A 14,936-nucleotide genomic window follows, 5' to 3' on the forward strand; every position below is an offset into this window, starting at 1 on the left:
GCAGAGTCCGAAAAGCTAAATAAATGCTTTGAAGATAGAAATTAATAAAATAAAAGATTGTATCTCATGTTTCGCGCGACTAATGAGAGCTCTATAATTTATAGATTTGTCATTAGTCGTGACAGTGAAATAATCTTTTGTTTAGTATCCCACACATAGTTGAAGTGTGTATCAATATGTTCCAGCGTCATGCTGCTTCCTGTCGAAATATCAAACTTCAACGTGATTTATTACAAGAGGACATTATTTTGTTTAATCCGACATATCAAAAATTCCAATATGGTCGCCATACTGTTACTTTAGAAACTGGTATTATGGCGCGTCAAGCAACTGCTGCAGTTATGGTTAACATGGACGATACTGCGGTATTTGTCACTGTAGTTGCTAATAAAAAAGTTAAAGAAGGACAAGACTTTTTCCCGTTAACCGTTAACTATCAAGAACGTACTTATGCTGCTGGTCGTATTCCTGGTGGCTTTTTCAAACGTGAAGGTCGCCCAAGTGAAGGCGAAACATTAATTGCCCGTTTAATCGACCGTCCACTTCGTCCATTATTTCCTGAAGGTTTTGTTAATGAAATTCAAATCATTGCAACAGTGGTATCAGTGAATCCTGAAGTAAGCCCTGATTTAGTTGCTATGATTGGTGCATCAGCTGCACTTTGTTTATCTGGCGTTCCTTTCCATGGCCCAATTGGTGCTGCTCGTGTAGGCTTTATCAATGATGAATTTGTGTTAAATCCATCAGTAAAAGAGTTAGCATCAAGCCGTTTAGATTTGGTTGTTGCCGGTACCAAAAGTGCGGTATTAATGGTTGAATCAGAAGCTGATCTGTTAACTGAAGACCAAATGTTAGCGGCAGTGGTATTTGGCCATGATCAACAACAAGTTGTAATTGATAATATCAATGAATTTGTTGCTAAAGCGAATTGTGAAAAATGGGATTGGGTTGCACCAGCTAAAAATGAAGAGCTATTTAATGCGGTTTCTGAGTTAGCCAAAGATCGTTTAGGTGAAGCCTATCGTATTACTGAAAAACAAGCTCGTTATGCGCAAATCGATTTAATTAAAGAAGAAGTGTTAGCCACACTTAAAGAAAAAGATGAAGAACTTGACGAAAATGAAGTTATTAACATTATTGTTGATTTAGAAAGCCAAATCGTTCGTCAACGTGTTATTGCTGGTGAGCCACGTATCGATGGTCGTGAAAAAGATATGATTCGTGCTCTGGATATTCGTACCAATGTATTACCAAGAACTCATGGTAGCGCATTATTTACTCGTGGTGAAACGCAAGCATTAGTTACCGCTACTTTAGGTACTGAACGTGATGCACAGATCATTGATGAGTTAACTGGTGAATATACCGAACGTTTCCTTTTACATTATAACTTCCCTCCATATTCAGTTGGTGAAACAGGTATGGTTGGTTCACCAAAACGTCGTGAAATTGGTCATGGTCGTTTAGCTAAACGTGGTGTCGCTGCGGTAATGCCAAGCAAAGAAGAATTTCCCTATACTGTACGTGTAGTTTCTGAAATTACTGAATCTAATGGTTCTTCTTCAATGGCTTCAGTTTGTGGCGCATCATTAGCATTAATGGATGCTGGTGTACCAATTAAGTCTTCGGTTGCTGGTATTGCCATGGGCCTTGTTAAAGAAGGTGATAACTTTGTAGTATTATCTGATATTTTAGGTGATGAAGACCATCTTGGTGATATGGACTTTAAAGTAGCTGGTACCCGTGAAGGTGTAAGTGCACTACAAATGGATATCAAAATTGAAGGTATCACTAAAGAAATTATGCAAGTTGCCTTAAACCAAGCTAAAGGGGCTCGTTTGCATATTTTAGGGGTAATGGAACAAGCGATTAATAAACCTCGTCAAGAGATATCTGAATTTGCTCCTCGTATCTATACGATGAATGTTAATCCAGATAAAATTCGTGATATCATCGGTAAAGGTGGTGCAACGATTCGTGCATTAACTGAAGAAACCGGTACTACTATTGAAATTGCAGATGATGGTACAGTGAAAATTGCAGCATCGGATGGTAATAAAGCACAAGATGCAATCGCACGTATCAATAATTTAGTTGCTGATGTTGAAATTGGTAAAATCTATACCGGTAAAGTAACACGTATTGTTGATTTTGGTGCTTTCGTTTCAGTTATTGGTGGAAAAGAAGGACTTGTTCACGTTTCACAAATCGCTGATCATCGAGTGGAAAAAGTTGCAGACTACTTAAAAGTAGGTCAAGAAGTGAATGTTAAAGTACTAGAAATTGATCGCCAAGGTCGAATTCGTTTAAGTATGAAAGATGCGGTTGAGTCAGCGCCAGAAGTTGCGCCAACAGCTGAATAAAATATGATTCACTAGGAGCTTAATATGAGATTATTCAACCTGCGAATGTTGTGCTGTATTTTTGCAGTCATTATCTTGTCAGGTTGTTCTAATTCTCTGCCTTTACTTGCTGTTCCTGAGCAAGTTTCGTATGATGATGAGTTGAAAATAGCTGAAATTAGTCAACAGTTATCAAGACGAGATCTTGATACTGTTTCTCGAATGCAGTTGATTTTTGAACGAGGAATTGTTTACGATTCATTAGGTTTTAAAGCATTTGCACAAAGTGATTTTAATCACCTTTTAAGCTTCAATCCTGAGATCCCAGATGTTTATAATTTTCTTGGTACTTATGCGCTAAGAGATGGTGATTTCGATAATGCTATGATGGCATTTAATACTACACTAGAATTAGATCCTTCTTATGCTTTTGGTTATTTGAATCGAGCAATTACTTTATATCGTACAGGACATTATCAAGCTGCACAGCTTGATGCACAAAAATTCTATCAATATGACGTCAACGAACCTGTTCGCGTTTTATGGCTTTATTTGATTGAAAAAGAAATAGATAAACAAGCTGCCTTAACTCAGTTACAAAATCGTTACGATAAACTAAACGATAAAATGAGTTATGGTGGTGATATCATTGCATTTTATTTAGGTAATATTAGTGAATCTAAATTAATGCAAAACCTTCAACAAGGTGTTGAAAATGACCGGCAATTAGCCGAACGCCTATGTGAAGCGTACTTTTATTTAGGTAAATATTACCAAGGTAAAGGTAACAATGAGCGTGCCAAAATATTATTTAAATATGCTTTAGCTAATAATATTTATAACTTTGTTGAACATCAACAGGCACTCTACGAAATTAAGTTACTTGAAGAAAAGTAACAAGGGTCATGCCAGTTTTAAAAGTGAAAATATTGTTATAGCGTAGTTCTGATTTGCCCATAATATTCTCAATTATTTTTATGCTATCTATCTTTTGTATTAAATAAAGTAATTATTTAAGCAACAGTTATGCATGTTTGATTGTGTGATTATTGGCAGTTAGTTATTGGGGTGAGTTGTAAATTTTCAATTTAGTGAGCTGGCATAAATTTATATAGTGTTTTATTTAGGTAATGTAATATTTTATGAGCAATATTGTAATCCTCATAAATTATCTTGATTAGTAATTATCAGGTTTGTTGCTAACCGAAAAGTAAGCCTATATATCCAATTTGCAAGCGAGTTTACATGACAACAGAAATATCTTTTATTGACCTTGGTTTATCTGAGGAAATCCTTAACGCATTAAATGATCTTGGTTTTACTAAACCATCGCCAATCCAAGCAGAATGTATTCCTTTACTTTTACAAGGGAACGATGTGTTGGGTATGGCACAAACTGGTAGTGGTAAAACTGCTGCTTTTTCCATTCCTTTTTTGATGAATATTGATGCTAATTTAAAAGCACCACAATTATTGGTTTTAGCACCAACTCGTGAATTGGCAATTCAAGTTGCTGATGCCTGTGCTGAATATGCAAAATATGTGAAAGGAGTAAAAGTTTTACCACTGTATGGTGGTCAACGTTATGACGTGCAATTACGTGCATTAAAACAAGGTCCACAAATTGTAGTGGGTACTCCAGGTCGATTATTAGATCATTTAAATCGTAAAACGTTAGATCTTTCAAACCTTAAAGGTTTAGTTTTAGATGAAGCCGACGAAATGTTAAGAATGGGCTTTATTGATGATGTTGAAAGTATTATGGCTACGATCCCAGAAGATCATCAAACAGCACTGTTTTCAGCAACAATGCCGGCACCAATTCGTCGTATTACTAAACGTTTTATGCATAATCCGAAAGAAGTACAAATTAAAGGTACTAATCAAACTGCACCTGATATTGATCAAAGCTATTGGTTAGTACGTGGTATGCGTAAAAACGAAGCAATTGTACGCTTTTTAGAAGCTGAAGATTTTGATGCAGCAATTATTTTTGTTCGTACCAAAACCGCTACTTTAGATGTCGCCGAAGTATTAGAAAAAAATGGTTATAGTTGTGCGGCATTGAATGGTGATATGACTCAGCAACTTCGTGAGCAAACGCTTGATCGTTTGCGTAATGGCCGATTAGATATCCTAATTGCAACTGATGTGGCAGCGCGTGGGTTAGATGTTGAGCGTATCAGTTTAGTTATTAACTATGATATTACTCTTGATTCAGAATCTTATGTTCACCGTATTGGGCGAACTGGTCGTGCAGGTCGTGCAGGACGAGCAATTTTATTCGTTGATAGTCGTGAACGTCGTTTACTTAAGAATATTGAACAAACAATTAAAAAGCCGATTCCTGAAGTAGCATTACCTTCGAAAGAGTTGCTTGAAAAACGTCGTTTAGCGAAATTTACTCAGAAAATTCAGCAACAATTAGAAAGTGCCGATTTAGATCAATATCAAGCGTTATTAGAGCAAATCCAAGCAGATAGTGGCGCAGATCTTGAAACGATTGCAACAGCATTATTGAGATTAGCTCAGAGTGATCGTCCGTTGATTCTACCGCCAGATCCAGTATTTAAACCATCAAGAGAATTTCGTGATCGTGATAATCGAAGTGGTGAACGTCGCTTACGTGGCGATAATCGTGAATCACCAAAACGTCGTGAACGCCGAGATGTGGGTGAAATGGATATGTATCGTATCGAAATTGGTAAAGAAAACGGTGTTGAAGTGCGTCATATTGTTGGTGCAATTGCTAATGAAGCCGATATTAGTAGTCGCTATATTGGTAATATCAAACTTTATGAAACTTATTCAACCGTTGAGTTACCAAAAGGCATGCCGAAAGATATCCTTAAGCATTTTGAACGGGTTAGAGTACTTAATCAACCAATGAAAATGAGCTTGGTAGCAGGTAAGCCATCTGAAGCTAAACGTGGACGTAAAAGTAGTAAACCAGAATCTAATGACAAAGGTTTTGCGAAAAAACGTGGCCGTCCTAGTGCACCTAAGTTCTAATACTTTTTAGGTTAGATTCTTAAGAACCTCTGCCAAATGGCAGGGGTTTTTTATTGCTTATCTTTGAGATTATTACCAGCATTTTTTGGCAAGGTAATAAAGTCAATCATTGCTAACAAGGTCATTGCTGCTACCATTAATAGTGCTAAGCTAAAATCTTCCACCATTAAACCAGTTTGGCTATGGCCATTATAGCTAGATGCAATAAATAGAAATAAAGCACTTAACACAATGCCGAGTACGTTATTTAGCTGCTGGAAAATGGTAGATAAAATGTTAGCGCTTTGTATTTCTGTTTTATCAATTTCTGAAAAACTAAGCGTGGTGATGGTAGTAAATTGAATAGAACGAGCACCACCGGAAAAGAATAGCACTAATATAATCCAGATGATAGGTGTTTGTGGCGTGAAAAGGGCACATAACACAAAACTTGAAGATAATAACAATCCATTGATAATCAGAATTTTGCGGAAGCCAAACTTATGAATTAAAGGTGTATTTACTGTTTTAAGCAGAATATTGCCGGCAAACAATGATAGCAGTAGTGAACCTGCAGTTAACGGCGACCAACCAAAACCGACTTGAAACATTAGCGGTAAGATAAACGGGGCACTATTTAAGCCAATTCGTATTAATGAACCACCAAAAAATGTCATTCTAAATGTACGTTTAGAAAAAGCATATAGACTAATTAATGGATGTTGAGTATGAGCTAAATGATAGTAGGCAAAGATTAATATTAAGCTACCGACCAAAGATATTGTTACGCCTATCCAGAGACTACTACTTGAATGAGAAATTATTTCAAGTCCATAAACAAATAGTAGTAGGCCTAAACCACAGGTGATAAATCCAACACCGTCAAATGTACGTTTTTCAGGTGATTCTTTGGGCAATAATCGCTGAGCAAAAAATAGGGCGATAAAACCTAATGGAATATTAAGAAGAAATATCCAGTGCCATGTTAGATATTGCGCAAAGAAGCCACCAATAATCGGCCCCATTAATGGCGCAATTAAGCCTGGCCAAACTAAAATAGAAATAGTGCTGACTAAATGTTGTTTTTCCGTTCGACTTAATACCACCGTTCTGCCTACCGGTACCATTAATGATCCACCTAAACCTTGAATTAATCTTGCGACGGTAAACATGGTCAGATTAGTCGATATGGCACACAATATTGATGCTAACATAAATAAAATAATCGAAATCGAAAAGACTCGATAGGCGGTAAAACGGTTAGCGATCCAGCCACTGGCCGGTAAACCAATGGTAAGTGCAAGCATATAGGCACTAATCCCAATAGATAAATCTTGAGGATTGGTTAGAAATGATTTTGCCATAGCTGGAATTGCCGTGGTGATCACTGTAGCGTCTAGATTTTCCATGAAAAACGTTGCAGCGACTAAAATCGCCATTTTTCGGACGTGACTATTTTGTTGCATCATGTGGTTTGATTAATTCAGAAAAATAACAATAAAACTTTAATATACGCCAAAAATTTGTGTTGTGGTAAAGGTTTTTAACATTTTGCCCTTAATAGTGATTAAGAGTATACTAATGCCATATTAATCGGTAAAACAGAGGTAGAGGTACACAATGACAGATTCTTTAAATAAATGTAAAGCTAACGAAACACCTGCATGTTGTTGCGTTGATGTAGGTACAATTATAGACAATGAAGATTGTAGTGCAGAATATGAGCATGTTTTTACATCTGAATCAGAAGCAAATGCCAAATTAGCTAAATTAACTCAAGCGGCAAAAGCTGTTGAAACAGAGCCTTGTGAAATTAACAGCAGCATCGATAAAGTTGAAAATGGTTATAAATTAACAGCTAAATTTACTTTCTGCTGTGGCGCTGAATGTATGATTTTCCAATTGAAATTACGTTAATCATTCTTTTATGAAAGTTTGTATTATGAGACATGGTGAGGCAGGTTTTGCTGCTTCATCTGATGCAAGTCGTACTTTAACTGATTTTGGTTTAAAACAAGCCAGTCAGGCAGGGCTATGGCTTAATCAACAAAGTTTTAAATTTGATTTAGGGTTAGTCAGTCCTTATTTAAGAGCCCAACAGACTTTCACTGAATTATCCTCACACTGCCGAGTTTCTCAATTCGAAACTGATAATCTTTTGGTGCCTGGCGGTAGCCCTTCTCATATTGCTGATTTATTAATGACACTACCCGATCGTGGTATCGAAAATGTGATTATTGTTTCGCATCTACCTCTAGTTGGTTATTTGGTTAATGAGTTATGTCCAGATGTTTCACCACCAATGTTTCCTACAGCTGCTATTGCTTGTGTTGATTTATTCGCTAATACGGCAGGAAAGCTAGAATGGTTTCATGTAGTGAAATAAAAAAGCTTAATTTATTTGATTTACCTTTAACTGGTCGAACGCTAATCGAAGCGTCAGCAGGAACAGGTAAAACCTATTCGCTCGCATTTATTTATCTGCGATTATTATTGGGGATTGGTAAAAACAGTTATCCCACACCTCTTGATGTTAATCAGATTTTAGTGGTGACCTTTACTAAAGCCGCTACTCAAGAACTGCGATCTCGTATCAGGCAAAATATTCAAGAATTACGATTAGGGTTGTTACAAGGTCATCATGATGATCCAATTTATCAACAATTAATTGATTTAGTTGATGATAGCAACCAAGCAATACAGAAATTAACCCAAGTACAACAATCAATGGATGATGCGGCGATTTATACGATTCATGGTTTTTGTCAACGTATATTGACTAGTCATGCTTTCGAATCAGGTGTACTGTTTGAACAAACATTGATAACCGATGAACAAGATCTAAAGTTACAAGTTGTGCAAGATTTTTGGCGTCACTACTTTGTTCCTCTCGACAAAGCATTAGCCTACCTGATTCTTGACTATTGGCAGGATCCAGAAAGATTGCTATCCGACATCAGACCTTATTTAAATTTTGAATTTGATGAGCAGCAAGAAGAACATATTGATATCAGTGGCAAGATTCAGCAATTTTATCAAAAATATTTTCAGCAGATCAGTCTGATCAAAAAACAGTGGTTAGATTCAATTGCCGATCTGCCAGAAATAATTGCTCAATCAGGCGTTAATAAACAATCCTATAGTAGCCGTAATTTACCTAATTGGTTGGCTAAAGTTACTGCCTGGGCGCAGATGCCAATCCGTTCATTTAAACTGCCTAGTGAGTTAACTAAATTTAGTCAGTCGATTTTAATTGAAAAAACTAAGCAAGGTAAAAATCCTCCGACTCATGCCATTTTTGAGAGTATTGAAGCGCTATGTAATAGTTCTATTGATTTACGCGGCGAAGTTCTAATGGATATCGTTAAAGTCATTCAAAAGCGTATTTATATTCAGAAGATCAAACGTGGTGAAATGAGTTTTGATGATCTCTTAAGCCAGTTGAACCGAGCTCTACGTGCTAGAAATGGTAATCGATTAGCAGAGAGTATTGCGAAAAAATACTGTGTAGCGCTGATTGATGAATTTCAAGATACCGATCCGGTGCAGTATAAAATTTTTGATCGTATCTATAATCGTTATCCGAAAGAGACTGGGTTACTGTTTATTGGAGATCCTAAACAAGCGATTTATAGCTTCCGTGGTGCAGATATTTTTACTTATCTAAAAGCAAAATCATCAACTGGTGAAAATAATTTTACTATGCAGGTTAACCACCGTTCTTCATCATTGATGGTGAATGCAGTTAATTCGTTATTTAATTATCATGATAATCCGTTTATTTTTGAAAATATTCCATTTTTACCAATGGAAAGTGCCGAACGTAATCAACAAAAAGGTTTGATTATCAATAATCAAGAGGTTAATGCTTTAGCGGCATACTTATTACCTGATGAAGTTAGCACAAAAACCGATTATCAAGAGCATATCGCCAACTGTTGTGCCAAGCAGATTGTGACGTGGTTGACTGATCCGACCATTTTATTGAAGGATAAAGATGGTCAAAGACCAATTACAACTGCTGATATTGCCATTTTAGTCCGTACCGGATACGAAGCAGAGATCATCCAACAAAAGTTAACCAATGTTGGGGTTAAAAGCGTTTATTTATCTAATCGCAGTAGTGTCTTTCTAGCTAAAGAAGCACAGGAGGTCCTGTGTTTGTTACAAGCAGTGCTTATGCCAGAAAATGAAACCGCTTTGCGCTTAGCTTTAATGACGACACTGTTAGGACAAACCATGACTGAACTTGAGCAAATAACTGATGATCAAGATAAATGGGAAGGTTTGATAGAGGAGTTTAAGCAATATCAGATTATCTGGCAATATTATGGTGTGTTAGTCATGTTGCGCCGGATGATGAAAAAACGTCAGTTAGCTGAAAATATATTAGCTAGCCCAAATGGTGAACGGACTTTAACTAATTTGATGCATCTAGGTGAGCTATTGCAAGAAGCGGCCGACGAACTTGATAGCCCACATGCTTTGGTTCGCTGGTTATCAAGACAAATTGTCAGTCCTGATGCAAATTTAGAAAATCATGAGCAACGATTAGAAAGTGATGAAAATTTAGTAAAAATTATTACTATTCATAAATCTAAAGGTTTAGAGTTTCCTATTGTTTGGTTACCATTTGCTGCTCAATTTCGAAATTCAGATAGTCAGTTTTATCATGACAAAAATAATGATTATCAACCAACTTATGCTTGGCTATTAACCGATGAAATAAAACAACAGATTGAAGATGAACGTTTAGCCGAAGATTTACGTTTACTTTATGTTGCTATGACACGTTCAATCTTTCATTGTAGTGTTGGCTTAGCATCATTAAAAAACAGTCAATCAGCGATTGATTATTTATTAAAAGGTGACTTGCGTTCAATTGCTAAATTTGCTGATTTGGTTGAATTACAATTACCTATTTTAGGTGAGCAGTATAATGCTGAATTAGCCGCCAATCTTTCACTTACCGCCAATGTATTTAAACGTAAATTATCTAATAGTTGGCGTGTAACCAGTTATACCGAATTACAAAAACATAATAATGTAGTTGGTCTTAATTCGACTATGCTTAGTGATTGGCGTGAAAATAATCTCGAATCCGCCGATTCATTATCAACTGAAGAGCAATATGATATCCATCATTTTCCAAAAGGTGCATATGTTGGTACATTGTTGCATTCCATTATGGAAAATTTAACGCCAACTAATGCCGAGGATTTGTGCGCTAGTACGATTAAAAAATTGAGTTTACCACCGCATTGGTTAACAGTGCTAAATGATTGGTTACAACAGGTTTTAGCAACGAAACTAAATAAAAGACAAGATCAAGATGGGCCGTTATTAGCCGATGTTTTAAATAGCCAATGTATTAATGAATTACAATTTTATTTTCCCATTCGCAGTGCTGTGACCAGTAAGCAATTAGATAGTTTATGTAAAGAGTATGATGATTTATCCAAACAATGTCCTCCTTTGGATTTTGAAACTGTACAAGGCATGCTAAAAGGATTTATCGATTTAGTGTTTGAGTACCAGGGTAAATATTATATTGTAGATTATAAATCAAATTGGTTAGGTGATGGGGTAGAGGCTTATACCGAGTCAGCATTAAATCAAGTTATGTGTGAGCATCGTTATGAGCTGCAGTATCAAATTTATTGCTTAGCCCTGCATCGATTTTTACGCAGCCGTTTAGCTGATTATCGATATGAAACGCATTTTGGTGGTGTTTATTATCTATTTTTACGGGGACTTCCTAAACAAGGGATCTTTTATCATCTACCAAAGCAACAGTTTATAGAGAAACTCGATAAATTATTTGATGGAAAAGATTTAACTTAAATAACTCGGCACAAATACTTGTGATTTTGCGATATCTGGACAACTTAATGGCAAAGAAAATCAAATTAGTTTTGGTGTGCAAACTGAAGTTTGGTTTTAGCTAGTCTTATATGGGTAAATAGCTCAATGTCGAAAACTGTTATTATAAAGTTTTCGACATTTCTTAGGGCCTTGTTCGTTTTAAGTTTAATATTAATTAGCGAATATTATTAACGGAGTATCGTTTAGTTAACGTTGGAATAAATACATTGATTAAGTTAGCTGGCGGAGGTTCTCCTTTTGCTAATTGTAATGCAAGTTCAGCTGCTTGTTCGGCCATTGTGTGTAATGGATAACGAATAGTTGTTAGCTTTGGATGTAAATATCGAGCAATTAAAAGATCATCAAAGCCAATGATCGAAATGTCATCCGGAATTTTTATATCATTATCGTATAATACTGACATAGCACCAGCAGCCATTGAATCATTGTAACAGGCAATCGCCGTAATTTGTCGATTACGTTCTAAAAGAGACATCATTGCTTGTTCTCCTCCTTCTTCATTAGGAGAGCCGAAGGCAATGAAATTATCATTAATATCAATGTGATGCTCGATTAATGCATCTTTATAGCCTTGTAATCTATCTGCTGAGTCAGAGATGCTATGGTTGGAACATAAATACCCAATATTAGTATGACCATGCTGAATTAAATGTTTAACGGCTAGGTAGGAACCATAACGACTATCAAGAGCAATACAGCGTTTTTCAAAACCTTCCAATATTCGATTAATTAGAACCATACCAGGAATTTGCTGCATCAGCTTTATTAATTGATAATCCTCTAGCATTTTTGCATGCACAACTAAAGAAGAACAACGATGTTCTATAAGATTAGTTATAGCATTATATTCTTGTTTTTTATTGTGGTAGCCATTACCAATCAGCAAAAAATGGCCGTTTTTCGCTGCAACTTTTTCAACAGTACTAATCATCGCGCCAGAAAATGGATCGGATAGGTCTGCCACCACAATGCCAATAGTCTTAGAGTTTTGTTGGGATAACGCTCGGGCGTTAGCATCAGGGTAATAATTTAATTTTTCCATGGATTTTTTTACTGTTTCACGTGTTTTATTACTGACATTGTCAGCGTTATTAATTACCCGTGATACCGTTGCAACGGAAACCTTTGCTAATTTTGCAACATCTTTTATTGTCGCCATAAAAAATCCTTTTAACTTTTTTTAACTTATTGCCAATATAGAGTTTTCAAATTATCGATTGATTAGAATAAATAGCTCGTAAATTGGCTGAAAACCTAAGATTCAAATATTACTATTACATTTGCTATTGTTGTTGCCCGTAATATTCTGAATATCAACTTAACTGGTTATAATAGAACAAAATTTTTAGTTTGCCAATAAGCTCATTTTTATATGAATCGTTTCAGTAAAAATATATTAATGATGAAGATTGAAAATATTTAGCTGTAAAAATTAACGAAAAAAGTAAACATTTTTGTTTGTTACTACTTCTATTCACATGGCGTAACTGGGGGGTAGTTCTTGTAAATAAATATTTATTAACCAATGGTGTTGGATAATAAATTGCATAGCATAATGATTGACTATTAACTCTATATTTTGCTGAGTCCTAAATAATGTGATGATTTTTTTTATTTATTCACATCATTGGATTATTGTTTTTTGATTTATATTTTTAATGAATGTAATCGATTTCATTTATTATTGATAAAATTTGAGATTATCAAATTTTTATTATAAATGGTTGTGCGAAAAGGCTACTTTTTGTGTTATCATGTTTTTATTATGGGTAAAAAATATAAAATATCATGAAAAAACAGAATATTATTACATTACTTTCTTTTATTGCTGTAGCTTTTAGTGCAAATGCAGTTGATAAATATGTTACTGAAAATGTTGATATTTATCTACGCCGAGGCCCTAGCTCTCAATATGCTTATTCAAACGCAGTTAAAGCCGGTCAGAAAGTAATTGAACTTGAAAAAAGTGCTGATGGTAAATATACACGAATACAGCTTCCTAATGGTAGTTCAGCTTGGATTGAGTCTAATAAATTAAAAGATCAACCTAGTTTTAAAGAACTTGTGCCATTATTAGAAGCACAACTTGCTGAGTATAAAGATAAAGTTGATAATGCAGAAAAAAATCAACAAAATGCCATCCAAGATTATGCCGAAAAACTACAAAAAGCTGAACAATCGATTGAAAGCTTACAAGCTAAGAATAATGAGTTAGAACAACTTAATAAACAGCAAGAGATGAAGCTTGAGTCTATGTTAAATCAAGTTGATGATAAGCGCCGTGATCTGATTGTAACTTGGTTTACTTATGGTGGATTAGTTGCTGGTGGTGGTTTCCTTCTAGGTCTTATTTTGCCGGCTATTATGCCTGGCCGTCGTAAAAAAGATCGTTGGATGCGTTAAATGAGTAAAATCTATCTTGTTGGCGGTTCAGTTAGAGATAGATTGTTACATCTCCCTGTTGTTGATCGAGACTGGGTTGTGGTTGGTGCAACCCCAGATGAACTTTTAGCATTAGGTTATCAACAGGTTGGTAAAGATTTTCCTGTTTTTTTACATCCCAAAACTAAAGAAGAGTATGCTCTAGCTCGAACAGAGCGGAAATCAGGTAAAGGCTATACAGGCTTTATTTGTGACTTTAGTAAAGATATTACTTTAGAGCAAGATCTTATTCGACGAGATCTTACTATAAATGCGATTGCCATGGATCAAGAAGGCAATATAGTCGATCCTTATCATGGTGTTAATGATATTAAGCTTAAATTATTACGCCATGTTTCTCCTGCATTCAGAGAAGATCCCCTACGAGTTTTGCGAGTGGCCCGTTTCGCTGCCCGTTATCACCATTTAGGTTTCAGAATTGTTGATGAAACGAATAATTTAATGAAAGAGATGGTCTCTGCTGGTGAAATAAATACCCTTACAGCAGAACGGGTATGGAAAGAGACTGAAAAGGCGCTAGCGACTGAGGATCCGCAAGTTTATTTTCAAGTACTGGAACAATGTGGTGCTTTAGCGTTATTATTTCCATCACTCAAACTTTCCAGCACTATTACTGATGCATTAAAAAAATCGACTTTACTGACGAATGATCTGACCGTGCGCTTTGCAGTCTTGTGTGGTGAATTTGTATCCAAAACTGAGCTAGAAAAACTTTGTTTACAAATTAAAGCCCCTAATCAATATACGAAATTAGCAATTATGGTGCAGCAATTTCATAATAGTGTTACTAACGTGATACAATTAACTGCGGAACAAATTATCGAATTGTTCAATAAAATAGATGTATGGCGCAACCCAGCCCATCTTAATCAATTGATAATTGCTAGCCAATCTTATGCTAAAACGGAATTATTTCCTCAAGCTCAATACCTTGAACAAGCATATAAATTAGCTCAAGCAGTCGATGTTCAAAATATAATTGCCGAAGGTTATACTGGAAAGTTAATTCATAATGAGTTACAAAAAAGGCGAATTGAAGTGATATTAAACGGTATTTGATTGCATCTTAATCAATCGTCACTTTTTTTTAAAATATCTAAAAAAAAGGGTTGACGATTTGCCGTAACACAAGCATAATGCGCCTCGCAGTGTTGGTTATGACGTTGCGAATGAAATGGCTACGTAGCTCAGCTGGTTAGAGCACATCACTCATAATGATGGGGTCACAGGTTCGAATCCCGTCGTAGCCACCATTAAGATTAGTTTGTACTTTTA

The 14,936-nt window shown here is 35.7% G+C and carries 10 protein-coding genes and 1 tRNA gene; 9 read left to right on the top strand and 2 right to left on the bottom strand.

From position 1 onward, the window contains the following. The first annotated feature begins 248 nt into the window (after positions 1 to 248). From pnp to H3T83_RS01670, 3 genes are all read left to right on the top strand, one after another. On the top strand, positions 249 to 2,363 hold the full coding sequence (pnp, locus tag H3T83_RS01660) for a polyribonucleotide nucleotidyltransferase (protein ID WP_110453337.1): 2,115 nt from the start codon (positions 249 to 251) through the stop codon (positions 2,361 to 2,363). A gap of 24 nt (positions 2,364 to 2,387) precedes the next feature. Beyond that, a complete protein-coding gene (gene nlpI / locus H3T83_RS01665; RefSeq protein ID WP_110453134.1) occupies positions 2,388 to 3,239 on the top strand; it encodes a lipoprotein NlpI in 852 nt (283 codons plus the stop codon). Positions 3,240 to 3,587: 348 nt separating this feature from the next. Further along, complete coding sequence (locus tag H3T83_RS01670; RefSeq protein WP_198214898.1) at positions 3,588 to 5,354, top strand: DEAD/DEAH family ATP-dependent RNA helicase; 1,767 nt, start codon at positions 3,588 to 3,590, stop codon at positions 5,352 to 5,354. A 50-nt stretch (positions 5,355 to 5,404) separates the two neighbouring features. Here the strand turns inward: H3T83_RS01670 and H3T83_RS01675 are convergent, their stop codons facing one another. Next, the gene (locus H3T83_RS01675; RefSeq protein ID WP_198214899.1) at positions 5,405 to 6,802 is read right to left on the bottom strand and encodes an MFS transporter; all 1,398 of its coding nucleotides are present in this window, start codon (positions 6,800 to 6,802) and stop codon (positions 5,405 to 5,407) included. Between the two features lie 151 nt (positions 6,803 to 6,953). On the opposite strand from H3T83_RS01675, the gene H3T83_RS01680 reads away from it, so the two are divergent. The 3 genes from H3T83_RS01680 to recB are packed head-to-tail and all read left to right on the top strand — an operon-like array spanning position 6,954 to position 11,177. Beyond that, positions 6,954 to 7,250 (top strand): YfcZ/YiiS family protein, encoded by a 297-nt coding sequence (locus H3T83_RS01680; protein WP_086354127.1) that lies wholly within the window; start codon positions 6,954 to 6,956, stop codon positions 7,248 to 7,250. A gap of 25 nt (positions 7,251 to 7,275) precedes the next feature. Continuing rightward, entirely contained in the window at positions 7,276 to 7,719 is a 444-nt protein-coding gene (gene sixA / locus H3T83_RS01685; protein WP_232351085.1) for a phosphohistidine phosphatase SixA, read from the top strand. Continuing rightward, on the top strand, positions 7,698 to 11,177 hold the full coding sequence (recB, locus tag H3T83_RS01690) for an exodeoxyribonuclease V subunit beta (protein ID WP_198214901.1): 3,480 nt from the start codon (positions 7,698 to 7,700) through the stop codon (positions 11,175 to 11,177). Before sixA ends, recB begins: the two co-directional genes overlap by 22 nt. 196 nt (positions 11,178 to 11,373) lie before the next feature. Here recB and H3T83_RS01695 read toward each other — a convergent pair whose 3' ends face one another. Next, positions 11,374 to 12,378 carry a substrate-binding domain-containing protein gene (locus tag H3T83_RS01695; RefSeq protein WP_198191824.1) on the bottom strand — a complete coding sequence of 335 codons (1,005 nt, stop codon included), beginning with the start codon at positions 12,376 to 12,378 and terminating at the stop codon, positions 11,374 to 11,376. 629 nt (positions 12,379 to 13,007) lie between these two features. On the opposite strand from H3T83_RS01695, the gene H3T83_RS01700 reads away from it, so the two are divergent. The 3 genes from H3T83_RS01700 to H3T83_RS01710 all read left to right on the top strand — a co-directional run bounded on the left by H3T83_RS01700 (position 13,008) and on the right by H3T83_RS01710 (position 14,914). Then, a complete protein-coding gene (locus tag H3T83_RS01700) occupies positions 13,008 to 13,622 on the top strand; it encodes a TIGR04211 family SH3 domain-containing protein (RefSeq protein WP_065578593.1) in 615 nt (204 codons plus the stop codon). Further along, positions 13,623 to 14,720, top strand: a complete 1,098-nt coding sequence (locus H3T83_RS01705) for a multifunctional CCA tRNA nucleotidyl transferase/2'3'-cyclic phosphodiesterase/2'nucleotidase/phosphatase (protein WP_110453138.1) — start codon at positions 13,623 to 13,625, stop codon at positions 14,718 to 14,720. Positions 14,721 to 14,837: 117 nt separating this feature from the next. Next, a tRNA-Met gene (locus H3T83_RS01710) sits at positions 14,838 to 14,914 on the top strand. Positions 14,915 to 14,936 lie beyond the last annotated feature (22 nt).

This window comes from Gilliamella sp. M0320, assembly GCF_016101635.1.
In the GTDB taxonomy this organism is placed as follows: domain Bacteria; phylum Pseudomonadota; class Gammaproteobacteria; order Enterobacterales; family Orbaceae; genus Gilliamella; species Gilliamella apis.